Source organism: Pseudomonas sp. LJDD11 (assembly GCF_024584215.1).
Classification (GTDB): Bacteria; Pseudomonadota; Gammaproteobacteria; order Pseudomonadales; family Pseudomonadaceae; genus Aquipseudomonas.
Window position 1 is genome coordinate 106433 of record NZ_JANJFL010000008.1, and the last position, 23066, is coordinate 129498.

Below are 23066 nucleotides of genomic sequence, written 5' to 3' on the forward strand. Positions count from 1 at the left end.
CGCTGCTATCGGTGTTGGCGCCACCAACTGCGCAGCATGCCGAGCAAGACCAGAGCGGTCAGTGTCGGCAGCACGAAGCGTAGCATCAGGCTTTCCAGGCGTTCGGCCTGCAGCGAGCCGGTGCTGAAGCCGATGATGTCCAGCCCGTAGAGTGCGTAGAGCGCCAGCAGCAGCAGGCCTTTGAGGCGGTCTATACGCAGCCCGGAATGCAACAGCGGCAGGCACAGTACCGTCACACCGAGCATGATCGGCAGGTCGTAGACCAGTGAGTTGGGCGAGACTGACAGCGGCTGTGGAGCGACCAGCGTGGTCAGGCCCAATACGCCGAGCAGGTTGAACAGGCTGCTGCCGATCACGTTGCCTACGGCGATGTCGCGTTCGCCGCGCAGGGCTGCGATCAACGAGGTGAGCAGCGCCGGGATCGAGGTGGCGACCGCCATCAGGGTCAAACCGATGATGCGCTCTGACAGGCCCAGGTGAATGGCGATCACCACGGTCGCCTCGACCAGCATATGGCCACCGCTGACCAGCGCCGTCAGGCCTGCGGCCAGCATCAGCAAGTGCTTGGCTGCCTGTGGCCGACGGCTCAACTGTTCGGTGCTCTGGTAATGCCCGTGTCGTGCGCCGTGGCTGGCCTGACGCAGGATGATCAACAGGCAGGCGGCAAGGCCCAGCAGCAGTATCACGCCGTCCAGCGTACTGATTTCACCGTTGCGTGCCAGTACGAACAGCAGCACGCAGGCGCCAATCAGCAAGGGTATATCGATACGCACCACCTGCAATGGCACACGCAAGGGGATGATCAGTGCACACAATCCCAGCGTGACCAGCATATTGAAGATATGCCCGCCGACCACGCTGCCCACCGCGATATCCGGGCTTGCCGTCAAGGCCGCCTGCAAGCCCACCGACAGCTGTGGTGCGCTGCTGCCCAGGGCCACGACGGTCAGGCCGATGATCAGCGCACGCACCTGTAACAGGGCGGCCAGGCCGACAGCGGCGCGTACCGACAAACCGGCACCGATCAATAGCAACAGCAGGCCGCTGGCCAATTGCAGCAGCAGTTGGGGGGGCAGAGCAATCAGATAGCTAATGGCAAGGCCCTCATTCCAGGCTCTGGATACGGACTTTGGCGGTTCCGCTGCGCAGCATGCCCAGTTGCTCGGCGGCTTCGCGGGACACATCGATCAGCCGGCCGCGGGTGTGCGGGCCACGGTCATTGATCCGCAGCACGACACTGCGTTCGTTGTTGAGGTTGGTGACTTTGACCCGGGTGCCGAAGGGTAACTGGCGATGCGCGGCGGTCAGGGCATGCTGGTCGAACGGCTCGCCGCTGGCGGTGCGCTTGCCATGGTGGGCGTTGCCGTAATAGGACGCGGTACCGATCTGGTCGTAACCGTGCGGGTCAATGGTGTGGCTGGCGCAGCCAGCCAGCAGGGAAAGCAGGGAACAGGCAATGAGCAATCGGCGCATGGAGATTATCCTTCTCGGGTTATTACGCCAGGCATGAGCCTGTATGGGCTGCAACAGATCACCCGTCTTGCAGGAGCGGCCGGGCGGCGATCCGATTTAGCTGCGAAACCTTCGCGGCTAAATCCTTCGCGGCTAAAGCCGCTCCTACAGGGGGTGACCTTGAATCAGCCTTCCAGTTTGGTCTTGAGCAGCTCGTTGACCTGTTGCGGGTTGGCTTTGCCTTTGGAGACTTTCATTGCCTGGCCAACGAAGAAGCCGAACATCTTGCCGCGCTTGGCCTCGTCGGCGGCGCGGTACTGCTCGACCTGTTCGGCGTTAGCGGCAAGCATCTCGTCGAGCATCGCCTCGATCGCGCCGCTGTCGGTTACCTGCTTCAGGCCGCGCTTGTCGATGACTTCATCGGCGCTGCCTTCACCATTGGCCATCGCTTCGAAGACCATCTTGGCGATCTTGCCGGAAATGGTGTTGTCGCGAATGCGCAGCAGCATGCCACCCAGTTGCTCGGCACTGACCGGCGACGCTTCGATTTCCAGGCCTTGCTTGTTGAGCAGGCTGCCCAGCTCGACCATGACCCAGTTGGCCGCCAGCTTGGCGTCACCGCTGATGCTGACCACCTGCTCGAAGTAATCGGCCTGCTCGCGGCTGCTGGCCAGTACGCTGGCATCGTAGCTGGACAGGCCGAACTGGCTCTGGAAGCGCTCGCGCTTTTGTTGCGGCAGCTCGGGCAGGGTGGCGCGGGTGGCTTCGATGAACGAGTCTTCGATAATCACCGGCAGCAGGTCCGGGTCGGGGAAGTAACGGTAGTCGTTGGCTTCCTCCTTGCTGCGCATGGCACGGGTTTCGTCCTTGTTCGGATCGTACAGGCGAGTTTGCTGCACGACCTTGCCGCCGTCTTCGATCAGGTCGATCTGGCGCTGGATCTCGCTGTTGATGGCCTTTTCGATGAAGCGGAACGAGTTGACGTTCTTGATCTCGCAGCGGGTGCCGAACTCGACCTGGCCCTTTGGCCGGATCGAGACGTTGCAGTCGCAGCGCAGCGAGCCTTCGGCCATGTTGCCGTCGCAGATGCCCAGGTAGCGCACCAGCGCATGAATGGCGCGCACATAGGCGACCGCTTCCTTGGCGCTGCGCATGTCAGGCTCGGAAACGATTTCCAGCAGGGGCGTGCCGGCGCGGTTCAGGTCGATGCCGCTCATGCCGCTGAAATCTTCGTGCAGGCTCTTGCCGGCGTCTTCTTCCAGGTGCGCCCGGGTAATGCCGACGCGCTTGACCGTGCCGTCTTCCAGAGTGATGTCCAGGTGGCCCTTGCCGACCACCGGCAGTTCCATCTGGCTGATCTGGTAGCCCTTGGGCAGGTCAGGGTAGAAGTAGTTCTTGCGCGCGAACACGTTGTGCTGGCCGATCTCGGCATCGACCGCCAGGCCGAACTTCACCGCCATGCGCACGGCTTCTTTATTGAGCACCGGCAGCACGCCCGGCATGCCCAGATCAACCAGGCTGGCCTGGGTGTTGGGCTCGGAGCCGAACGTGGTGGCACTGCCGGAGAAAATCTTCGATTGGGTCAAAAGCTGGGTGTGGATTTCCAGCCCGATGACGACTTCCCATTGCATGTGATCTTCTCCTTAGAAGCCTTCAGGGGCGCGGGTGTGCCAGTCAGTGTTTAGCTGATACTGGTGCGCGATGTTCAGCAGGCGACCTTCCTGGAAGTAAGGAGCGAGCAATTGCACGCCGACCGGCAGGCCGTCGACGAACCCGGCCGGCATCGACAGGCCTGGCAGGCCGGCGAGGTTGGCGGTGATGGTGTACACGTCTTCCAGATACGCGGCGACCGGGTCGCTGCTCTTGGTGCCGAGCTTCCAGGCCGGGTTCGGCGTGGTCGGGCCGAGGATTACGTCGACCTCGGCAAAGGCGTTCATGAAGTCGTTCTTGATCAGCCGGCGGATCTTCTGTGCCTTGAGGTAATAGGCATCGTAGTAACCGGCCGACAGCGCATAGGCGCCGACCATGATGCGGCGCTGCACCTCAGGGCCGAAACCTTCGCCACGCGAACGCTTGTACAGGTCGGTGAGGTCTTTGGGCTCTTCGCAGCGATGGCCGAAGCGCACGCCGTCGAAACGCGACAGGTTCGAGGATGCCTCGGCCGGCGCGATGACGTAATAGGCCGGGATGCCGTGCTGCAGATTCGGCAGGCTGATTGGCTTGACCACGGCGCCGAGCTTTTCCAGCTCCTTGACGCTGTCTTGCACCAGTTGCGCAATGCGCGGGTCCAGGCCAGCACCAAAGTACTCTTTCGGCAGGCCGATGCGCAGCCCCTTGAGCGAGTCGTTCAGGGTCGCGCTGTAGTCCGGCACCGGTTCATCGATGCTGGTGGAGTCTTTCGCGTCGAAGCCGGCCATGCCTTGCAGCAGCAGGGCGCAGTCTTCAGCGGTGCGGGCCAGCGGGCCGCCCTGGTCGAGGCTTGATGCGTAAGCAATCATGCCCCAGCGCGAAACCCGACCGTAGGTCGGTTTCAGGCCGGTGAGGTTGGTCAGCGCAGCAGGCTGACGAATCGAGCCGCCGGTGTCGGTGCCGGTGGTCGCAGGCAGCAGGCGCGCGGCAACCGCCGCTGCGGAGCCGCCGGACGAACCGCCGGGTACGTGCTCAAGGCTCCAGGGGTTTTTCACCGCACCGTAGTAGCTCGACTCGTTGGCCGAACCCATGGCGAATTCGTCCATGTTGGTTTTGCCCAGCGTCACGGTGCCGGCTTTGGCGAGCTTTTCCACAACCGTGGCGTCGTACGGCGCCCGGAAGTTGTCGAGCATGCGCGAGCCACAGCTGGTGCGCACACCCTGGGTGCAGAACAGGTCCTTGTGTGCCAGCGGGGCACCGAGCAGTGCGCCGGTTTCGCCGGCAGCGCGCCGGGCATCGGCGGCCTGGGCCTGGGTGATGGCCAGGTCTTCGGTGACGGTAATGAAGCTGTTGAGCTGCGGGTCGAGCTTATTGATGCGCTCGAGCAGGTTGCGGGTCAGCTCTTCAGAGGAGAATTTCTTGTCGGCGAGTCCGCGGGCGATCTCGGCCAGAGTCATTTGATGCATGCAGGCGCTTTCCCTTACTCGATGACTTTCGGTACCAGATACAGGCCTTGCTCGACCGCTGGGGCGATGGCCTGGTATTCGTCGCGATGATTCTGTTCGGTGACGGCGTCTTCGCGCAGGCGCTGCGAGGCTTCCAGAGGGTGCGCCAGCGGTTCGATGCCGTTGGTGTCGACCGCTTGCATCTGGTCGACCAGGCCGAGAATGCTGTTCAGTGCTTCGGTGGTGCGTGGCAAGTCGGCATCGTCAAGGCCCAGGCGGGCCAGATGGGCGATCTTTTCCACGTCGCTGCGTTCGAGCGCCATGAGAATTCTCCAGTGGGGTGCGAAGGATCAGGGTCCATGCACTGATTGCGGAACACAACGGCGATTTTGCGGTCCTAGAACCTCAAACGCGCAGGGTCGTGCTCGGAAAAACAGCCAATTTAACATATTGGCTCCTTGCCCAAAATCCCTGTCGTTGTTAGAGTTTGCCGCACTTTTTTACCCACGCGTTCCCTAGGGTCCCCTTCCCATGTTCAAGAAACTGCGTGGCATGTTTTCCAGTGATCTTTCTATCGACCTGGGCACTGCCAACACCCTTATTTACGTGCGTGAGCGCGGTATTGTCCTGAATGAACCCTCGGTTGTTGCCATCCGCACCCACGGCAACCAGAAGAGCGTCGTCGCTGTAGGTACCGAGGCCAAGCGTATGCTGGGCCGTACTCCAGGCAACATTGCTGCCATTCGTCCGATGAAAGATGGTGTGATCGCCGATTTCAGCGTCTGCGAAAAGATGCTGCAGTACTTCATCAACAAGGTTCATGAAAACAGCTTTCTGCAGCCAAGCCCGCGCGTGTTGATTTGCGTTCCGTGCAAGTCCACCCAGGTTGAGCGCCGCGCCATCCGTGAATCGGCACTCGGTGCCGGTGCCCGTGAAGTGTTCCTGATCGAAGAGCCGATGGCCGCTGCCATCGGTGCCGGCCTGCCGGTTGAAGAAGCCCGCGGCTCGATGGTCGTCGACATCGGTGGTGGTACCACCGAAATCGCCCTGATCTCGCTCAACGGCGTGGTCTATGCCGAATCCGTACGGGTTGGCGGTGACCGTTTCGACGAGGCCATCGTGACTTACGTGCGCCGTAACTACGGCAGCCTGATCGGCGAATCCACTGCCGAGCGTATCAAGCAGGAAATCGGCACCGCGTTCCCGGGTGGTGAAGTCCGTGAAGTTGATGTTCGTGGCCGTAACCTGGCCGAGGGCGTGCCGCGTGCCTTTACCCTGAACTCCAACGAAGTGCTTGAAGCCTTGCAGGAGTCGCTGGCGACCATCGTTCAGGCGGTCAAGAGCGCGCTGGAGCAATCGCCACCTGAGCTGGCTTCGGACATCGCCGAGCGCGGCCTGGTGCTGACTGGTGGTGGCGCCCTGCTGCGCGACCTCGACAAGTTGCTGGCCCAGGAAACCGGCCTGCCGGTAATCGTTGCCGAAGACCCGCTGACCTGTGTGGCTCGTGGCGGTGGCCGCGCGCTGGAAATGATGGACAAGCACTCCATGGACCTGCTCTCCAGCGAGTGATTCGTCGGACGTGCGCCAGCCACTTTTTGGTGAGGGGGTGCTTACAAAGTCGGCGAACCAAGGCAATACAAGGCGAAATTGGCCGAAAAAGCGGAGTTTACTGTAGTAAATGAGCATTTTGAGGTCGATTTCAACGCAGTATCGCCGAGTGCAGCCATGTTGTAAGCATCCTCTTGCAGGTAGCCCTTGTGCGACCTGTGTGCGCGCCCAACGCGCTTTTCATCTGTCCAGGCTTCTCTTGCTCATGAACATCCGCCAAGCCAGGCCCGCACCTTCGAGCGAATGCCCGAAAGGAGTGGCCTATTAAACCGCTTTTCGCCAAAGGCCCTTCGCTGGGTGTGCGTCTGCTCGTGCTGGCGGTGCTGTCTGTAACGCTGATGGTGGTGGACGCCCGTTTCACCCTGCTCAAGCCGGTGCGCAGCCAGATGTCGCTGGTGCTGATGCAGGCTTACTGGGTCGTCGATCTGCCACAGCGTCTTTATCAGGGCGTTGCCTCGCAATTTGGCAGCCGCACCGAGCTGCTCGCCGAAAACGAGAAACTCAAGACTGAAGCCTTGCTGCTGCAAGGGCGCCTGCAGAAACTGGCAGCCCTGACCGAGCAGAACGTGCGGCTGCGCGAGTTGCTCAACTCCTCGGCGCTGGTCAACGAGAAAGTCGAGGTGGCCGAACTCATCGGCATGGACCCCAACCCGTTCACTCATCGCATCATCATCAACAAAGGCGAGCGCGACGGTGTGTTCCTCGGCCAGCCGGTGCTCGATGCCCGCGGGTTGATGGGCCAGGTGGTCGAGTTGATGCCTTATACCGCCCGGGTCCTGCTGCTGACCGACACCACTCATAGCATTCCGGTGCAGGTCAACCGCAACGGCTTGCGCGCTATCGCCAGTGGTACAGGCAACCCGGAGCGTCTGGAATTGCGGCATGTGGCCGATACCGCTGATATCAAAGAGGGTGATCTGCTGGTCAGCTCTGGCCTGGGCCAGCGCTTCCCGGCCGGTTATCCGGTGGCGACGGTCAAGGAAGTGATTCACGATTCCGGGCAACCGTTCGCCATTGTGCGGGCGGTGCCTACTGCCGCTTTGAATCGCAGTCGCTACCTGCTGCTGGTGTTTTCTGACGGGCGTTCGCCTGAAGAGCGTGCCGCAGAGGCGGCCCAGGCCCAGGAAAGCCTGGATAGAAGCGAAGCCGCGGTAGCGCCTGCGACACCTGCCACTTACGCGCCGGTGTTGTCGAACATTCCGGGGGCGTTGTTGCCGTTCTACCCAGGCCCTATACCGGGCCTTGCGGCACCGGCCACGCACAGCACGCCGCAGCCGGCCAGCCCTGCGCCGGCCAGCAGTCGCCCGGCCGCCAGGCCGGCGGCGAGCCCACCGGCAGCGGCCCCCGCCCACAGAACACCGTCCACCTCCCGGGAGCCTATTGGTGGTTAGTCATGGATCCCGGCGCAATGGCTGGGTGGTCTGGCTGACGTTCGCCATCGGCCTGTTGCTCAGTATCGTACCGTTGCCACAGTTCATGGAGTTCTTCCGGCCCATGTGGCTGGCGCTGTTGATGACCTTCTGGGCGCTGACCCTGCCGCATCGCATCGGCATGACCACCGCCTGGTTGCTGGGGCTGATGGAGGATGTGCTGTATGGCACCTTGCTGGGCCAGCATGCATTGATCCTGACGCTGATCACCTGTCTGGTCATGGCTTTGCAGCAGCGCCTGCGGATCTACCCGATGTGGCAGCAATGCCTGATCCTGCTGGTGGTCTATGGCGTCGCGCAACTGGCCCAGTTGTGGCTCAGCGCACTGACTGGCAATCGCCAGCCTACCCTGACCCTGGTCCTGCCGGCGCTGGTCAGTGCCTTGCTGTGGCCATGGATCAGCTATGGCTTACGCGGGCTGAGCAACCGCTTGAAAATCAATTAAGCCAGGCGCTCCAGGCGGGGCGTCGCTGACAAGGAGACGTCCTCATGCCACCTGTGCTTTACCTGGCTTCCGGTTCACCGCGACGTCGTGAGCTGCTGACCCAGATCGGCATCCCTTTCAACGTGCTGAGCGCGCAGATCGACGAAAGCCCTTTGCCTGATGAGCCACCGGCCAGTTATGTCGAGCGTCTGGCGCGGGGCAAGGCGGCGGCCGGCCTGGCCTTGCTCGACCATGAGCCTGCCTGTGTCATGGGCGCTGACACGGCAGTGGTGCTGGACGGTCGAATTCTTGGCAAGCCGCAGGATGAGGCCGATGCCTTGGCCATGCTGGCCGCCTTGTCGGGGCGTGAACACCAGGTACTCACCGCCGTGGCAGTGCTTGATCGGCAGCGCTGCGAAAGTCGGGTGGTGAGCAGCCAGGTGCGGTTCAGAGCGATCAGCGCCGACCAGGCGCGGGCTTATTGGTCCACCGGCGAGCCGCAGGACAAGGCGGGCAGCTATGCGATTCAGGGGCTGGCAGCCATATTTGTCGAGGCCCTGCACGGCAGTTATTCCGCGGTTGTCGGCTTGCCGTTGTGTGAAACAGCAGACCTGCTGGGGCTTTTCGGCATACCCTGTTGGCAAGGCCCGGAAGGTGAGCAGCCATGAGTGAAGAAATCCTGATCAATATCACCCCCATGGAGTCCCGTGTGGCGGTGGTCGAAAACGGTGTTCTGCAAGAGGTCCACGTCGAGCGCACCCAGCGTCGCGGCATTGTCGGCAATATCTATAAAGGCAAGGTCGTCAGGGTCTTGCCCGGCATGCAGGCTGCCTTCATCGACATCGGCCTGGATCGGGCAGCATTCATCCATGCCTCGGAAATCTCCCTGCGCGAAGGCTCGGCGGTCGAGCCGATCAGCTCGCTGGTGCATGAAGGCCAGAGCCTGGTGGTCCAGGTCACCAAAGACCCGATCGGCAGCAAGGGCGCACGCCTGACCACGCAGTTGTCCATTCCTTCGCGCTATCTGGTGTATATGCCGCGCACCGCGCATGTCGGCATCTCACTGAAGATCGAAGACGAGGGCGAGCGCGAGCGCTTGAAAAAGGTGGTCAGCGACTGCGTCGAGCAGGAGGGCATCAAGGAGGCCGGCGGGTTTATCCTGCGTACCGCTGCCGAAGGCGCCGGCGCCGACGAGATCCTCATGGACATCCGTTACCTGCGCCGCCTGTGGGATCAGATCGGCGAGCAGATCAAGACCATCAGCCCGCCCAGCGTCATCTACGAAGACCTGGGTCTGGCGTTGCGTACTTTGCGCGACCTGGTCAGCCCGCGGATCGAGAAGATCCGCATCGACTCGCGGGAAACCTTCCAGAAGACCGGCCAGTTCGTCACTGAACTGATGCCCGAGATCGCCGATCGCCTGGAGCACTACCCCGGCGAGCGACCGATCTTCGATCTGTACGGCGTCGAGGATGAAATCCAGAAAGCGCTGGAGCGCAAGGTGCCGCTCAAGTCCGGCGGCTACCTGGTGGTCGATCCGGCCGAGGCGATGACGACCATCGACGTCAATACCGGTGCTTTTGTCGGTCATCGCAACCTTGAAGAAACCATCTTCAAGACCAATCTGGAGGCGGCCACCGCCATCGCCCGGCAACTGCGCCTGCGCAACCTGGGCGGCATCATCATCATCGACTTCATCGACATGGAAGACGTCGAGCATCAGCGTCAGGTGCTGCGCACCCTGGAGAAACAGCTCGAACGCGACCATGCCAAAACCAACATCATCGGCATCACCGAGCTTGGCCTGGTGCAGATGACCCGTAAACGTACCCGTGAAAGCCTGGAGCAGATCCTTTGCGAGCCCTGCCACTGCTGTCAGGGGCGCGGCAAGCTGAAAACGCCGGAGACCATCTGCTATGAGATATTCCGCGAAATCCTGCGTGAGGCCCGGGCGTATCAGGCGGTCGGTTACCGGGTGCTGGCCAACCAGCGGGTCGTTGACCGCCTGCTCGACGAAGAGTCGGGCAATGTCGCGGAACTTGAAGCCTTCATTGGCCGAACCATTCGCTTCCAGGTCGAGTCAATGTATTCCCAGGAACAATACGACGTTGTGCTGCTGTAGGAGCGGCTTTAGCCGCGACACGCGGACCCGGTGGGAAGAGCCGGCCGGCGCCCCGGTCTGCTCGCGAAGAGGCCAGTAAAGTCACAGCATCTGCTGCGAATGTGCTGCCGTCTTCGCCAGCAGAGCTGCCTCCCACCGAGATTTGTGTACTTAACCGAACAGTATTGGCTTTAGCCGCGAACACCCTGCAAACAACCCGCCCAGCGTATCGATGCGAGTAACGTGTGACCAATGAGCAAACCTCGGCCCCGACTGCACTGGCCTGTATGAAACAACCCCCCATGCGACGGATTTTCGTCTGATGGGGCGTGTGCCTGGCCTGTTGGCAACCCTGACGCGTTGGGGGTTGAGCCTGTGTGCCTTGCTGTTGGTCCTGGCGGCCTTGTACGTCAGCCTTGGCCGGCAACTGGTGCCCATGGTCGCCGAGTACCGTGCCGATCTTGAAAGCCGGGTCAGCAGCGCACTCGACATGCCGGTCAGCATTGGCAGCCTGGAAGGCCGCTGGAGCGGCTTCGCTCCGGTGTTGCTGGCCCATGATGTGATGGTTGGCTCAGGCGGCAATCAATTGCGCCTCGATCAGGTGCGGGTGGTGCCGGCGCTGTGGGCCAGCCTCAAGGCCCGGACGGTGCGTCTGGCGCATCTGGAAGTCAGCGGTCTGCAAGTGGTGCTCAGCCAGGCCGAAGACGGTCAGTGGCGCTTGCAGGGGCTGCCGGTCAAGGACGACACCCCGACCGATCCGACGCAGGTTCTCAACAGCCTGCAGCAGGTCGCGCATCTTTCGCTGCTCGACAGCCAGGTCACGGTGCAGCCGTTCCAGGCCAACCCGCTGACGTTCACCTACGTCAACCTGAGTCTGGCCAGCGGCAGCTGGCAGCAGCGCCTGGACGCCCGTTTGAATCTGCCAGATGGCCAGCCGCTGGCATTGAACGTAAAGGCCCGCGTCGATGCCAGCCGCTGGCGCGAAGCCCAGGCCGATGTCTATCTGAGCCTGCCACAGAGTGACTGGGCCAAATGGTTGCCCGGCAACCTGACCCGTGACTGGCATCTGCACACCCTGAAGGCCGGTGGCGAGTTCTGGCTGGGCTGGGACAAGGGCACAGTGCAGCGTGCAGCAGTGCGTCTCAATGCGCCGCAACTGGAAGGCGGTTACCAGCAGCACAAACCTGCGCGCATCGACAATCTGGCGCTCAATGCCTGGCTGGCGCGCAACGATCAGGGGATCCGGGTCACCCTCGGTTCGCTGGCCATGAGTCTGGGCGAGCAGCGCTGGGAGAGTCGGGTGCAGGTCCAGCAGCATCAGGCCCGGCCCGGCAGCGAGAATGAGGAGCGCTGGCATGTCGAGGCCGACCGCCTCGACCTGACCCCACTGACCCCGCTGCTTCAGGCGCTGGCACCGATGCCCGATGGTCTGCGCGAGGTGGTCAAGCGTCTGCAGGTCACTGGCGGGCTGCGCAATGTGTTACTCGACTGGCGACCGCAGGCCAGCGGTGACGAGCGGCTGAGCTTTGCCGCCAACCTGGACCGGGTCGGTTTCGATGCCTACCACGGCGCGCCGGCCGCCGGTAACGTCAGCGGGGCGATCAGCGGTGATCTGGGCAAAGGCGAGCTGCGTCTGGCCACGGATGACTTCATGCTGCATCTGGACCCGATTTTCGCCAAGCCCTGGCACTACCTCAAAGCCAACGCTCGCCTGACCTGGACCCTCGATCAGGAGCGTTTCACCCTGATTGCGCCGTACATCAAAGTGCTTGGCGAAGAGGGCAAGATCGCGGCGGATTTCTTGATCCGTATTCATCTCAAGCCCGGTCATGAAGACTATATGGACCTGCGCGTCGGGCTGACCGACGGCGACGGCCGGTTTACCGGCAAGTACCTGCCTGCCGTCCTCAGCCCGGCGCTGGACCACTGGCTGCGCACCGCTATTGTGGCGGGAGATGTCAGGGAAGGGTTTTTCCAGTATCAGGGCTCGTTGCACAAGGACGCCAGCGACACCGCGCGGGTGATCAGCCTGTTCTTCGATGTGGGCAATGCAACGCTGGACTTCCAGCCGGGCTGGCCGTTGCTGACCGGCATCGACGGCAAGGTGTATGTCGAGAACAGCGGGGTACGGATCAAGGCCAGCAAGGGCCAGCTGCTCGATACCCGGGTCAGTGAGGTGCGCGTCGAGGTGCCGCATGCGCCCAAAGGGCAGCCCAGCCATCTGTTGGTAGACGGCAAGTTTGCAGGCAGCCTGGTCGACGGTCTGAAAATTCTCCAGAGCGCGCCGCTTGGTACGGCGGCGACGTTTGCCGGTTGGCAGGGGCAGGGGCCGCTCAATGGCAGCCTGAAACTGGACATCCCGCTGGAGAAGGGCCTGGAACCGAAGATCCTGGTGGATTTCGCCAGTGAGGGCGCGCAACTCAAACTGGCCGAGCCGGTACTGGACCTGACCCAGCTCAAGGGCGAGTTCCGTTTTGACAGCGCGCGGGGGTTGTCTGGCAAGGGTGTCAGTGCTCAGGCGTTCGGTCGTCCGGTTACCGCCGAGATTACCGCTGAAGGCAAGCCAGGCGCGAACGTCACGCGCATCACTGCCAATGGCCAGATTGCCTTGAAGCGTCTCACCGACTGGCTGAGCTTTACCCAGCCGCTGCCGGTGTCGGGCGATATTCCTTACCAGTTGCAGTTGCTGCTCGATGGCGCGTCGACGCCGCTGTCGATCACTTCAAGCCTGCAAGGATTGGCAGTGGATCTGCCGGCCCCGTTCGGCAAATCCCGTGATGAAGCCCGCCCCAGTGAATTGCGGATGACCCTGCAAGGCAGCGAGCGGCGCTATGATGCGGCCTATGGCGAGCTGGCCAATCTGGCCTGGGCGGCGCCGGCCAGCAACCCGGCACAAGGCCGTGGCGAGCTGTTTATCGGCCAGGGCGGCGCAGTGGTGCCCCAGGCCAAAGGCTTGCGGATTACCGGCAGCCTGGCGGAACTGGACCTCAGCCCCTGGCAGGACATTGCTCAGCGCTACAGTGGCAACGACCCCGGCGGCAGCGCCCGACAGACCCTTGGCGGTGTGGATCTGCAGGTCGGCAGGCTGACCGCCATGGGCACCACCCTGGACCAGGCGCGGGTTCAGTTGGAGCGCAATGCTGCCGCCTGGCGATTGTCGCTGGACAGTACCCAGGCCAAAGGCAGTGCGCTGTTGCCCGATGCCAAAAACGCGCCGATCGACATCGCCATGCAGTATGTACGCTTGCCGGCGCCCGATCCTGACGCGCCGGTGGTGGATAACCCGCCTGACCCGCTGGCGGAGGTTGACCCGCGCAAGATTCCGGCACTGAACGTCAATATCAACCAGCTGTTCCAGGGCCAGCAACTGGTCGGCGCCTGGGCGCTGAAAGTCCGTCCGACGCCGACAGGCTTGCGCTTGAGCGATCTGAGCCTGGGGCTCAAGGGCCTGTTGCTGGAGGGCGAGGGTGGCTGGGAAGGTGCGCCAGGGGCCAGCAGCAGTTGGCTCAAGGGGCATATGGCGGGCAAGAATCTGGGCGATGTGCTCAAAGCCTGGAATTTCGCCCCGACCGTGACCAGTCAGACGTTCGATCTGGACATCGACGGGCGTTGGCCCGGCTCGCCAGCCTGGGTCGGTCTGAAGCGTTACTCCGGCAGCCTGGATGCGACGCTGCGCAATGGTCAGTTCGTCGAGGTCGAGGGCGGTGCGCAAGCGTTACGGGTATTCGGCTTGCTGAATTTCAACTCCATCGGCCGTCGCCTGCGGCTGGACTTCTCCGACCTGCTGGGCAAGGGCTTGAGTTACGATCGGGTCAAAGGTCTGTTGGTGGCCAGCGACGGTGTCTATGTGACACGCAAGCCGATCACCCTGACCGGTCCGTCGAGTAATCTTGAGCTGGACGGCACCCTGGATATGGTCAAGGATCGGGTCGATGCCAAGCTGCTGGTCACTCTGCCGGTTACCAACAACCTGCCGATTGCCGCGCTGATTGTGGGTGCACCAGCCATCGGCGGTGCATTGTTTATCGCAGACAAACTGCTGGGCGATCGTGTAGCACGCTTTGCCAGCGTCCAGTACAAGGTCGAAGGTCCCTGGAAGGAGCCGAAGATCACCTTCGACAAACCGTTCGAGAAGCCTCAGTAACCGTATTGCCGGAAAGGACTCAGGAGCAAGCCATGACATTTGCCGTCATTCAGATGGTCAGCCAGAGCGACATTGCAGACAACCTGCGCCAGGCCCGGCGCTTGCTGGAGCAGGCCGCCGGGCAGGGCGCCCGGCTGGCGGTGCTGCCAGAAAATTTCTCGGCACTGGGCCGGCGTGACGCTGCCGCCATCGGGCGTGCCGAGGCGTTGGGCCATGGTCCCATCCTGCCATGGTTGAAACAGGCCGCCCGCGACCTCAGGTTATGGATAGTCGCCGGCACCTTGCCGTTGCCGCCCGAGGGGCAGCCCGAGGGCAAGGTCACCGCCTGCTCGCTGCTGATCGATGAACACGGCGAACAGGCCGCGCGCTATGACAAGCTGCACCTGTTCGATGTGGATGTTACTGACAATCGCGGGCGCTACCGTGAGTCTGATGACTATGCTCATGGAGCCAACGTAGTGGTGGCCGACACGCCGGTAGGCCGGCTGGGCTTGAGCGTATGTTACGACCTGCGCTTTCCCGAGTTGTACACCGCCTTGCGTGAAGCGGGCGCTGAGTTGATTACCGCACCTTCGGCGTTCACCGCCGTGACCGGTGCGGCGCACTGGGAGGTTCTGATTCGCGCCCGCGCGATCGAGACCCAGTGTTACCTGCTGGCAGCCGCCCAGGGCGGCGTGCACCCCGGCCCACGGGAAACCTGGGGCCAGGCCGCGATCATCGACCCTTGGGGGCGGGTGCTGGCCGAGCAGGACAAAGGCGAAGCCGTGCTGTTGGCGCAGCGCGACAGTGAAGAACAGGCGTCCATACGGGCGCGGATGCCGGTGTCCAGTCACCGGCGCTTTACAGTGCAGGACGCGGTGCGGCCTGCTTCGGAGTGAATATGAGTGACGTGTCCTCAGTCAGCGAACACCTTCTGGCCCCTGGCGGGTTGAGCCTGGATAACCTGCAAGCGGTGCTGGGCGAGCTGGCCGGGCCGGGAATCGACGCAGCCGATCTGTACTTCCAGGGCATCATTTCCGAGTCCTGGGCGCTGGAGGACGGTATCGTCAAGGAAGGCAGTTTCAACATGGACCAGGGCGTGGGCGTACGTGCCCAGTCGGGAGAAAAAACCGGTTTTGCCTACAGCAACGCCATCAATCTGGAAGCCCTGACGGCCGCCGCAGGCGCCGCCCGCTCGATTTCCCGTGCCGGTCAGCAGGGCCGGGTCCAGGCCTTCACTGCCCAGGATGTGACTCGCTTGTACGCGGCGGATAACCCGCTCGAAGTGCTCAGCCGTGCGGAAAAAGTCGAGTTGCTCAAACGCATCGACATCGCCACCCGGGCCCTGGACCCGCGCATTCAGCAAGTGTCGGTGAGCATGGCCGGGGTCTGGGAGCAGATTCTGGTCGCCGCCGCCGACGGTAGCCTGGCGGCCGATGTGCGGCCGCTGGTGCGCTTCAATGTCAGCGTGATCGTCGAGCAGAACGGCCGCCGCGAACGCGGTGGTCACGGTGGCGGCGGACGTACCGATTACCGCTACTTCCTCAATGAAGACCGGGCCATGGGCTATGCCCGTGAAGCGCTGCGCCAGGCGCTGGTCAACCTCGAAGCGGTGCCGGCTCCGGCTGGCACCCTGCCGGTGGTGCTCGGCTCGGGCTGGTCCGGTGTGCTGTTGCACGAAGCCGTTGGCCACGGTCTGGAAGGCGATTTCAACCGCAAGGGCAGCTCGGCCTACAGCGGCCGGATTGGCGAAATGGTTGCCTCCAAACTGTGCACCATCGTCGACGACGGTACCCTGGCAGGTCGCCGTGGTTCGCTGAGCGTCGATGACGAAGGCACCCCGACCCAATGCACCACCCTGATCGAGAACGGCGTGCTCAAGGGCTACATGCAGGACAAGCTCAATGCACGGCTGATGGGTGTGGCGCGCACCGGTAATGGTCGTCGTGAGTCCTACGCGCACCTGCCGATGCCGCGCATGACCAACACCTACATGCTTGGCGGGCAGAGCGATCCACAGGAAATCATCGCCTCGGTGAAAAAAGGTATCTACTGCGCCAACCTTGGCGGCGGTCAGGTCGACATCACCAGCGGCAAGTTCGTGTTTTCTACCAGCGAGGCGTACCTGATCGAAGACGGCAAAATCACTACGCCGGTCAAGGGTGCGACCCTGATCGGCAACGGTCCGGAAGCCATGAGCCGGGTGTCAATGGTCGGTAACGACCTGAAACTGGACAGTGGTGTCGGGACCTGTGGCAAGGATGGGCAATCGGTGCCGGTTGGCGTGGGGCAGCCGACCCTCAAGCTCGATGCGATCACTGTTGGCGGCACCGGAGCCTGAGAGCAGGGCAGGAAAGGACGGGAACTAACGCAGGCCGCGCTGCAGCTCGTCCAGCTCGCGAATGTACTTGAAGATCTTGCGGCTGGAGGCTGGCGGTTTGTTGCGTGCCACCTCGTGCTGGGCCTGGCGGATCAGCGAACGCAGCTGCTGGCGATCGGCTTCGGGGTACTCGACGACGAATTTTTCCAGGTCGCCGTCGTCACCGCCAATCAGCCGGTCACGCCAGCGTTCAAGGGCGTGAAAGCGCTCGTTGTACTGACGGGTCGAGCTGTCGAGCTGGTCCACCAGCGCCAGAATGGCCTCCTGGTCCTGATCGCGCATCAGCTTGCCGATGAACAGGATGTGCCGTTTACGGGCGGCGTGGGCCGTGTGCTTGTGGGCCTCGGCCAGGGCCTTGCGCAAGCCGTCGGTCAGCGGCAGCTTGTCGAGCAGGTCGGGTTTGAAGGTGGTCAGGCGTTCGCCAAGCTCGACCAGAGCCTGCATCTCGCGTTTTACCTGGGTTTTGCTTTTCTCCCCGTCGAGGGAGTCGTCGTAAGAATCAACCATGGGGGCCGTCCGCAAATAAACGGCGCCATGATAACCACTCGGGGGCCGCTTGTCCGGTCCGCTCGGTATACGGGCCGTGCCGAAAGCAGAATTTGATGGAGAAAGTCATGAGTGCAACCCAAAGCGTCGGCCCGCAGGCCTTGTCGGCCCTTGAGCAGCAGGTTGAGCAGATCATTGCCGAAGCCCGGCGTCAGGGCGCCACGGCCTGCGAAGTGGCGGTATCCGTGGACCAGGGGTTGTCGACCTCGGTGCGTCAGCGCGAAGTCGAGACTGTGGAATTCAATCGCGATCAGGGCTTTGGCATCACCCTGTATGTCGGCCAGCGTAAAGGGTCGGCCAGCACCTCGGCAGTCGGCCCTGAAGCGATCCGTGAAACCGTCGCCGCAGCGCTGGCGATTGCCGAACACACTTCCGAAGACCAAAGCTCCGGGCTCGCCGATGCGGCGTTGATGGCTCGCGAGGTAAAGGATTTCGACCTTTACCATGCCTGGGATATCACCCCGGAACAGGCCATCGAAAAAGCGCTGATCTGCGAAGCGGCAGCATTTGATGCCGACAAGCGGATCAAAAACGCTGATGGCACCACGCTCAATACCCATCAGGGCTGCCGTGTGTACGGCAACAGCAACGGCTTTATCGGCGGTTACGCCTCGACCCGGCATAGCCTTAGTTGCGTGATGATCGCCGAAGATGGCGGCCAGATGCAGCGCGATTACTGGTATGACGTCAACCGTCAGGGCTCTTTGCTGAGCGATCCGGTAAGCATTGGACGCAAGGCTGCCGAGCGCGCAGCCAGCCGTTTGGGCGCGCGTCCAGTACCCACTTGCGAAGTACCGGTCCTGTTCAGCGCCGAACTGGCCGGCGGGCTGTTCGGCAGTTTCCTGGGCGCGATCTCTGGCGGTAACCTGTACCGTAAGTCCTCTTTCCTTGAAGGCGCGCTGGGCCAGCGGCTGTTCCCTGAGTGGCTGACCATCGATGAACGGCCGCACCTGATGCGGGCAATGGGCAGCGCCTCGTTCGATGGTGACGGCCTTGCTACCTACGCCAAACCATTTGTCGAAAATGGCGACCTTGTGTCGTATGTGCTGAGCACCTATTCAGGTCGCAAACTGGGTATGCCCAGCACCGCCAACGCTGGCGGGGTGCATAACCTGTTCGTCAGCCACGGCAGCGAAGACCAGGCGGCACTGATCCGGCGTATGGGTCGTGGCCTGCTGGTCACCGAACTGATGGGCAGCGGCCTGAACATGGTCACCGGCGACTACTCGCGCGGTGCGGCCGGCTTTTGGGTGGAGAATGGCGAGATCCAGTTTGCCGTTCAGGAAGTGACGATTGCCGGCAACATGCGTGACATGTTCAGGCAGATCGTCGCCGTTGGCAGCGATCTTGAACTGCGCGGCAACATCCGCACCGGCTCGGTCCTGATCGAGCGCATGACCGTCGCAGGTAGCTGATAAACCACCGGTAGGAGCGACCTTGGTCGCGAATCCTCCAGACGCCCCATGTTTAACGTCTGCTGAAGATTCGCGAGCAAGCTCGCTCCTACCGATGTTCCCTCCCGAGTCGCTGCATACCCGCTGCTTTTTCCCCCTGAAATATCTATGGCGCACTCAGGGGTTGTCTTGATTCTTAATCTCATTCAATAATGACTATCATTTCTTGGCTGGATGATGGGTCATGGGATCAGTGCTGCGTGAACTACCTTATCTGGAGAACTGGCGTGAGCTGGGTCTGCGGATTCGTTGTGCGTTTGATCCTGACGAGCCGCGCCTGATCGAGCATTACCTCGCCGAAGGGCGCTATCTGGCGCGCTTTACCGCCACCCCCAAAGCGCTGGTCGCGCAATCCACGTTCCGGCTGTTGCTGGACACCGCCCGTGACACCGTACTGCCGTGGCATTGGCGCTGCCTGTGCCTGGACCAGGCCTGGCGGCCGTTGCGCGATCTCAAACTGTTGGCTGCAACTCAGACACAGCGTCACCAGTGGGATGCCTGTGTGCATGAGCTGGCGACCTGTGTGCTGCAACCGTCAATTTCTCTGACTGAACTGGTGCAAGGATATTCCGATGAGTAATACCCGTATCGAACGCGACAGCATGGGTGAACTGCAGGTCCCGGCCGAGGCCCTGTACGGCGCTCAGACCCAGCGTGCGGTAGACAACTTTCCGATCAGCCAGCAGCGCATGCCCAAGCAGTTCATCCGCGCCTTGCTGCTGGCCAAGGCCGCTGCTGCCAAGGCCAACCTGGAGCTTGAACAGATCAGCGAAGGGCAGAGCAAGGCGATTGTTCAGGCCGTCAATGATCTGCTGGGCGGCGATTTCATGGTGCATTTCCCGGTGGACATATTCCAGACCGGCTCGGGCACCAGTTCCAACATGAACGCCAACGAAGTGATCGCTACTCTGGCAACGCGCATCCTGGGCGACACGGTCAATGCCAACGATCACGTCAACTGTGGCCAGAGCAGCAACGACATTATCCCCACCACGATCCACGTCAGTGCTGCACTGGCGCTGCATGAGCATCTGCTGCCAGCGCTCAATCACCTGCTGCAAGTGACCGAACACAAGGCCGGCCAGGTGCATCAGTACGTCAAGACCGGCCGTACTCACCTGATGGACGCCATGCCAGTGCGCATGAGCCAGGTGCTCAACGGTTGGGCCCAGCAAGTGCGCGCCAATGTCGAACACTTGCAGGCGTTGCAACCGGCCCTGCAGTCACTGGCTCAGGGCGGCACGGCGGTGGGCACCGGTATCAACGCCCATCCGGAGTTTGCCAAGCGGTTCAACGCCCACCTCAGTGCACTGAGTGGCGTGAGCTTTACGCCGGGCAAGGACCTGTTTGCCCTGATCGGCTCGCAAGACACGGCCGTGGCCGTATCGGGCCAGCTCAAGGCCACTGCCGTGTCGCTGATGAAAATCGCCAACGACCTGCGCTGGATGAATTCCGGCCCACTGGCGGGCCTGGGTGAAATCGAACTGCAAGCCTTGCAGCCCGGTTCGTCGATCATGCCGGGCAAGGTCAACCCAGTGATTCCTGAAGCGACCGCCATGGTGGCTGCTCAGGTCATCGGCAACGATGCAGCCATCACCGTAGCGGGCCAGTCAGGCAACTTCGAACTTAACGTAATGCTGCCGATCGTGGCTTCGAATCTGCTCAGCAGCATTGAGCTGTTGGCCAACTCCAGCCGCCTGTTGGCCGACAAGGCCATCGCCAGTTTCAAGGTCAATCAGGAAAAACTGCAGGAAGCGCTGTCGCGCAACCCGATTCTGGTGACCGCGTTGAACCCAATCATTGGTTATCAGAAAGCCGCTGAAATCGCCAAGAAGGCGTATCAACAAGGCCGGCCGATCATCGATGTCGCGCTGGAACATACCGACCTGCAACGCAGCCAGCTGGAAGTGTTGCTCAACCCTGAAAAACTCACCGCTGGCGGTATCTGAGCCGGCGCTCTGGAGGTAGACCATGCAGCATTGGAAACGCATCATTGAACAAGCCAATCGCTGTTTCAATCTCGGCGAGTGGGTTGAAGCTCGTGAGTTATACCTCCAGGCCCTGGCGCTGGCCCAGGTGCTGTTCGAGCGCTGGGCCGACCCCGACGAAGCGGTCGCCGCCTACGTCATCTCGCACCACAATCTGGCCGATCTACACTTGAGCCTGGGGCAGCCTGAAGAAAGTGCCGAGTACCTTTGCGCGGTGCATCAACGGTTGTTACAGGCCATTCAGGATTCGCGTCTGCCCGAGACGCTGCGCCAGGCGGCGCTGCGCCATAGCAACAAGACCTACGCCGAGCTGTTGAGCTTCATCAGCGAACATGGCGAGTACCCGCGCACCAACAGATTGCTGAACAGCGCCGGCGAACACAGCCGTTCGTCGCTGCATCACCATTCAGCCACTGGCCAATACCAAGGAGTCCATTGAAATGACCTATAGCCTGCCTGCCTTGCCTTACGCCTACGATGCGCTGGAACCGCACGTCGATGCGCAAACCATGGAAATCCACCACACCAAACACCATCAGACCTACATCAACAACATCAACGCGGCCCTGGAGCAGCCTGAATACGCCCAGTACAAAGAACTGAGCGTCGAGGACCTGGTGCGCAAGATCGCCAGTCTGCCAGAGGCTCTGCGCCCGGTGGTCAAGAACCATGGCGGTGGCCACGCCAACCACTCGCTGTTCTGGACCGTGATGAGTCCTGAAGGTGATCGCGAGCCCAAAGGCGAACTGGCCAGTGCCATCGATGCGCAACTGGGCGGCTTTGCAGCGTTCAAAGAGGCTTTCACCAAGGCTGCTACTGTCCAGTTCGGCAGTGGCTGGGCGTGGCTGAGCGTTACCCCGGAGAAAAAGCTGGTGGTCGAGCACAGCGGCAACCAGGACAGCCCGTTGATGCACGGCAATACGCCGATTCTTGGCCTGGATGTCTGGGAGCACGCTTACTACCTGAAGTATCAGAACAAGCGGCCGGAGTACATCGCTGCCTTCTACAACGTCATCAACTGGGCTGAAGTGGCGCGCCGTTACGCTGCTGCGCTGGCCTGATCAACCCTTTGAGTCCTCAAGGCACGTCATGAGTCTGGAAATGTCGGTTACCAATCGTGTTCGCCTGTTTCGTCTGGCCTTCGGAAGCCTGCTGCTTCTGGGAGGGATTGCCTTGCTGACAGTCCAGGCACTGGACTGGGTGACACGTCTGTCCCTGGCATAAAGCCTCAGGCGCCCTGTGCCAGGACAGGGTGGCTGTGGTGGTGGCGGTCTTGCAGACAATAAAAACGGGGCGCTTATGGCGCCCCGTTTTTGTGTCCGGCTTTGTCATGCGGCAGATTATTCGCCTTCATCAAAATAATTGTTGATCAGCGCTACCAGCCCTTCGAGTGCCTGATCTTCCTGCTCGCCCTCGGTGAGCAGGTGAATTTCGGTGCCCTTGCCGGCGGCCAGCATCATGACGGCCATGATGCTCTTGCCGTCGACCATGCTCTCTGGGGTGCGGCCAACCCGGATCTGGCAGGGGAACTTGCCGGCGACGCCGACGAACTTGGCAGCAGCGCGGGCATGCAGGCCCAGTTTGTTGATAATGGTGATTTGACGAGCGGGCATCGCTGTGGAAGTCCTTCAACTGAGGTCGCGGTGACGAACCTGAACGTTCTTGAGTGATTGTTGCAGGACCTGGCCCAGGCGTTCGGTCAGATAGACCGAACGGTGATGCCCGCCGGTGCAGCCGATGGCGACGGTCACGTAGGAGCGGTTACTGGCGGCAAACCGCGGCAGCCACTTGTTGAGGTGGGCGAAGATGTCCTGAAACATTTCTTCCACATCGGGCTGGGCCGCGAGGTATTCGGCTACCACCGGATCAAGCCCCGAATGCTCGCGTAGCTCCGGCTTCCAGTAGGGGTTGGGCAGGCAGCGCACGTCGAACACCAGATCGGCGTCCACCGGCATGCCACGCTTGAAGCCGAACGACTCGATCAGGAAAGCCGTACCGGGCTCGGGCTTGTTCAGCAGGCGCAGCTTGATGGTGTCACGCAACTGATAGAGGTTCAGGTGTGTGGTGTTGATCTTCAGGTCGGCCAGATCAATGATCGGCCCCAGCAGTACGCTTTCGTCACGTATGGCTTCGGCCAGCGAGCGCTGTGAGTTGCTCAGCGGATGGCGTCGCCGGGTTTCCGAGAAACGTTTGAGCAGGGTAGCGTCGTCGGCGTCCAGATACAGCACATCACAGTGGATGTGCCGGGCGCGTACCTCATCGAGGATCTGCGGGAAGCGGGTGAGGTGGCTGGGCATGTTGCGTGCGTCGATGGACACAGCCAGTAGCGGCTCGCTTTGTTCGGTATTGAGCAGCGCGCGTTCGGCCAGTTCAGGCAGCAAGCCTGCCGGCAGATTGTCGACGCAGTAGAAACCGTTGTCTTCGAGCATGTCGAGCGCGGTGCTCTTGCCCGAACCGGAGCGGCCACTGACGATGATCATGCGCAT

At 61.9% G+C, this 23066-nt stretch carries 21 protein-coding genes; 13 read left to right on the forward strand and 8 right to left on the reverse strand.

Going from position 1 to position 23066, the window contains the following annotated elements; all coding sequences use genetic code 11:
- Positions 1-5: 5 nt before the first annotated feature.
- The 5 genes from NRB16_RS12025 to gatC all read right to left on the reverse strand — a co-directional run bounded on the left by NRB16_RS12025 (position 6) and on the right by gatC (position 4849).
- On the reverse strand, positions 6-1052 hold the full coding sequence (locus NRB16_RS12025; protein ID WP_045487830.1) for a calcium/sodium antiporter: 1047 nt from the start codon (positions 1050-1052) through the stop codon (positions 6-8).
- 52 nt (positions 1053-1104) lie between these two features.
- Positions 1105-1473, reverse strand: coding sequence for a septal ring lytic transglycosylase RlpA family protein (locus NRB16_RS12030; RefSeq protein ID WP_045487833.1), 369 nt, complete (start codon positions 1471-1473; stop codon positions 1105-1107).
- A 164-nt stretch (positions 1474-1637) separates the two neighbouring features.
- Positions 1638-3083 carry an Asp-tRNA(Asn)/Glu-tRNA(Gln) amidotransferase subunit GatB gene (gatB, locus tag NRB16_RS12035; RefSeq protein WP_045487836.1) on the reverse strand — a complete coding sequence of 482 codons (1446 nt, stop codon included), beginning with the start codon at positions 3081-3083 and terminating at the stop codon, positions 1638-1640.
- Positions 3084-3095: 12 nt separating this feature from the next.
- Entirely contained in the window at positions 3096-4547 is a 1452-nt protein-coding gene (gene gatA / locus NRB16_RS12040) for an Asp-tRNA(Asn)/Glu-tRNA(Gln) amidotransferase subunit GatA (RefSeq protein ID WP_253116329.1), read from the reverse strand.
- Between the two features lie 14 nt (positions 4548-4561).
- Positions 4562-4849: an Asp-tRNA(Asn)/Glu-tRNA(Gln) amidotransferase subunit GatC gene (gatC, locus tag NRB16_RS12045; RefSeq protein ID WP_045487841.1), complete on the reverse strand. Its 288-nt coding sequence runs from the start codon at positions 4847-4849 to the stop codon at positions 4562-4564.
- Between the two features lie 208 nt (positions 4850-5057).
- Here gatC and mreB point away from each other — a divergent pair, with 208 nt between their 5' ends.
- From mreB to tldD, 8 genes are all read left to right on the forward strand, one after another.
- Entirely contained in the window at positions 5058-6095 is a 1038-nt protein-coding gene (gene mreB / locus NRB16_RS12050) for a rod shape-determining protein MreB (protein ID WP_045487844.1), read from the forward strand.
- Positions 6096-6445: 350 nt separating this feature from the next.
- Complete coding sequence (mreC, locus tag NRB16_RS12055; RefSeq protein WP_373568459.1) at positions 6446-7525, forward strand: rod shape-determining protein MreC; 1080 nt, start codon at positions 6446-6448, stop codon at positions 7523-7525.
- Positions 7518-8009 (forward strand): rod shape-determining protein MreD, encoded by a 492-nt coding sequence (gene mreD / locus NRB16_RS12060; protein WP_257106224.1) that lies wholly within the window; start codon positions 7518-7520, stop codon positions 8007-8009. The genes mreC and mreD overlap by 8 nt, the downstream gene beginning before the upstream one ends.
- Positions 8010-8053: 44 nt before the next feature.
- Positions 8054-8656: a nucleoside triphosphate pyrophosphatase gene (locus NRB16_RS12065; protein WP_045487850.1), complete on the forward strand. Its 603-nt coding sequence runs from the start codon at positions 8054-8056 to the stop codon at positions 8654-8656.
- Positions 8653-10110, forward strand: a complete 1458-nt coding sequence (gene rng, locus NRB16_RS12070) for a ribonuclease G (RefSeq protein WP_045487853.1) — start codon at positions 8653-8655, stop codon at positions 10108-10110. The genes NRB16_RS12065 and rng overlap by 4 nt, the downstream gene beginning before the upstream one ends.
- A 301-nt stretch (positions 10111-10411) precedes the next feature.
- On the forward strand, positions 10412-14233 hold the full coding sequence (locus tag NRB16_RS12075; protein ID WP_257106225.1) for a YhdP family protein: 3822 nt from the start codon (positions 10412-10414) through the stop codon (positions 14231-14233).
- 32 nt (positions 14234-14265) lie between these two features.
- Positions 14266-15111, forward strand: coding sequence for a carbon-nitrogen hydrolase family protein (locus NRB16_RS12080; RefSeq protein ID WP_257106226.1), 846 nt, complete (start codon positions 14266-14268; stop codon positions 15109-15111).
- Positions 15112-15113: 2 nt separating this feature from the next.
- A complete protein-coding gene (gene tldD, locus NRB16_RS12085; RefSeq protein ID WP_045487862.1) occupies positions 15114-16553 on the forward strand; it encodes a metalloprotease TldD in 1440 nt (479 codons plus the stop codon).
- Positions 16554-16577: 24 nt separating this feature from the next.
- Here tldD and yjgA read toward each other — a convergent pair whose 3' ends face one another.
- Complete coding sequence (gene yjgA, locus NRB16_RS12090; protein WP_045487864.1) at positions 16578-17099, reverse strand: ribosome biogenesis factor YjgA; 522 nt, start codon at positions 17097-17099, stop codon at positions 16578-16580.
- Between the two features lie 107 nt (positions 17100-17206).
- Here yjgA and pmbA point away from each other — a divergent pair, with 107 nt between their 5' ends.
- From pmbA to NRB16_RS12115, 5 genes are all read left to right on the forward strand, one after another.
- Positions 17207-18553 (forward strand): metalloprotease PmbA, encoded by a 1347-nt coding sequence (gene pmbA / locus NRB16_RS12095; RefSeq protein ID WP_045487867.1) that lies wholly within the window; start codon positions 17207-17209, stop codon positions 18551-18553.
- Between the two features lie 223 nt (positions 18554-18776).
- Positions 18777-19172 carry a FagA protein gene (locus NRB16_RS12100; RefSeq protein WP_257106227.1) on the forward strand — a complete coding sequence of 132 codons (396 nt, stop codon included), beginning with the start codon at positions 18777-18779 and terminating at the stop codon, positions 19170-19172.
- Complete coding sequence (locus tag NRB16_RS12105) at positions 19165-20541, forward strand: lyase family protein (protein ID WP_045487873.1); 1377 nt, start codon at positions 19165-19167, stop codon at positions 20539-20541. The genes NRB16_RS12100 and NRB16_RS12105 overlap by 8 nt, the downstream gene beginning before the upstream one ends.
- A 22-nt stretch (positions 20542-20563) precedes the next feature.
- Positions 20564-21019 carry a tetratricopeptide repeat protein gene (locus NRB16_RS12110; protein WP_045487876.1) on the forward strand — a complete coding sequence of 152 codons (456 nt, stop codon included), beginning with the start codon at positions 20564-20566 and terminating at the stop codon, positions 21017-21019.
- 1 nt (position 21020) lies between these two features.
- On the forward strand, positions 21021-21641 hold the full coding sequence (locus NRB16_RS12115; RefSeq protein ID WP_045487879.1) for a superoxide dismutase: 621 nt from the start codon (positions 21021-21023) through the stop codon (positions 21639-21641).
- Between the two features lie 279 nt (positions 21642-21920).
- Here NRB16_RS12115 and NRB16_RS12120 read toward each other — a convergent pair whose 3' ends face one another.
- Positions 21921-22193, reverse strand: a complete 273-nt coding sequence (locus tag NRB16_RS12120) for an HPr family phosphocarrier protein (protein WP_045487882.1) — start codon at positions 22191-22193, stop codon at positions 21921-21923.
- A gap of 15 nt (positions 22194-22208) precedes the next feature.
- Positions 22209-23066, reverse strand: a complete 858-nt coding sequence (gene rapZ, locus NRB16_RS12125; protein ID WP_045487885.1) for an RNase adapter RapZ — start codon at positions 23064-23066, stop codon at positions 22209-22211.

Coding starts and splice junctions, on each gene's coding strand:
- NRB16_RS12030 (WP_045487833.1), bottom strand. CDS start 1,473: ATGCGCCGATTGCTCATTGCCTGTTCCCTGCTTTCCCTGCTGGCTGGC.
- gatB (WP_045487836.1), bottom strand. CDS start 3,083: ATGCAATGGGAAGTCGTCATCGGGCTGGAAATCCACACCCAGCTTTTG.
- gatA (WP_253116329.1), bottom strand. CDS start 4,547: ATGCATCAAATGACTCTGGCCGAGATCGCCCGCGGACTCGCCGACAAG.
- gatC (WP_045487841.1), bottom strand. CDS start 4,849: ATGGCGCTCGAACGCAGCGACGTGGAAAAGATCGCCCATCTGGCCCGC.
- mreB (WP_045487844.1), top strand. CDS start 5,058: ATGTTCAAGAAACTGCGTGGCATGTTTTCCAGTGATCTTTCTATCGAC.
- NRB16_RS12065 (WP_045487850.1), top strand. CDS start 8,054: ATGCCACCTGTGCTTTACCTGGCTTCCGGTTCACCGCGACGTCGTGAG.
- rng (WP_045487853.1), top strand. CDS start 8,653: ATGAGTGAAGAAATCCTGATCAATATCACCCCCATGGAGTCCCGTGTG.
- NRB16_RS12075 (WP_257106225.1), top strand. CDS start 10,412: ATGGGGCGTGTGCCTGGCCTGTTGGCAACCCTGACGCGTTGGGGGTTG.
- NRB16_RS12080 (WP_257106226.1), top strand. CDS start 14,266: ATGACATTTGCCGTCATTCAGATGGTCAGCCAGAGCGACATTGCAGAC.
- tldD (WP_045487862.1), top strand. CDS start 15,114: ATGAGTGACGTGTCCTCAGTCAGCGAACACCTTCTGGCCCCTGGCGGG.
- yjgA (WP_045487864.1), bottom strand. CDS start 17,099: ATGGTTGATTCTTACGACGACTCCCTCGACGGGGAGAAAAGCAAAACC.
- pmbA (WP_045487867.1), top strand. CDS start 17,207: ATGAGTGCAACCCAAAGCGTCGGCCCGCAGGCCTTGTCGGCCCTTGAG.
- NRB16_RS12100 (WP_257106227.1), top strand. CDS start 18,777: ATGGGATCAGTGCTGCGTGAACTACCTTATCTGGAGAACTGGCGTGAG.
- NRB16_RS12105 (WP_045487873.1), top strand. CDS start 19,165: ATGAGTAATACCCGTATCGAACGCGACAGCATGGGTGAACTGCAGGTC.
- NRB16_RS12110 (WP_045487876.1), top strand. CDS start 20,564: ATGCAGCATTGGAAACGCATCATTGAACAAGCCAATCGCTGTTTCAAT.
- NRB16_RS12115 (WP_045487879.1), top strand. CDS start 21,021: ATGACCTATAGCCTGCCTGCCTTGCCTTACGCCTACGATGCGCTGGAA.
- NRB16_RS12120 (WP_045487882.1), bottom strand. CDS start 22,193: ATGCCCGCTCGTCAAATCACCATTATCAACAAACTGGGCCTGCATGCC.
- rapZ (WP_045487885.1), bottom strand. CDS start 23,066: ATGCGCATGATCATCGTCAGTGGCCGCTCCGGTTCGGGCAAGAGCACC.